This window comes from Amycolatopsis sp. SID8362 (genome assembly GCF_010550475.1).
Taxonomy (GTDB): domain Bacteria; phylum Actinomycetota; class Actinomycetes; order Mycobacteriales; family Pseudonocardiaceae; genus Amycolatopsis; species Amycolatopsis eburnea.
Map to the genome: position 1 here is coordinate 1 of NZ_JAAGNB010001256.1, position 308 is coordinate 308.

Annotated in this window: 1 protein-coding gene; it reads right to left on the reverse strand. The window is 78.2% G+C overall.

Annotated features, from left to right (window positions below; translation table 11 throughout):
• Positions 1-308, reverse strand: a 308-nt coding sequence (locus G3I65_RS38660) for a KR domain-containing protein (RefSeq protein ID WP_160700473.1), incomplete at both ends; no start/stop codon positions are given.

Below are 308 nucleotides of genomic sequence, written 5' to 3' on the forward strand. Positions count from 1 at the left end.
ACGGGTCAGCTCGTGCAGGTGCCACGCCGAGTCGGCCTTGGCCCGGAACACCCGGCCCAGCCGCCGGGCGTCGAGGTCGCCCACGAGCCCGTTGTCCGCGACGCCCGCCGCGTGCACGACCCCGGTCAGCGGGTGCTCCGCGGGCACGGTGGCGAGCAGGTCCGCGAGGTCCTCCCGGTCGCCGACGTCACAGGCGGCGACGGTCACCGTGGCGCCCAGCCCGGTCAGCTCGTCGCGCAGCTCGGCCGCCCCGGGCGCGCCGAGCCCGCGGCGGCTGGTCAGCAGCAGGTGCCGGACACCGTGCTCGG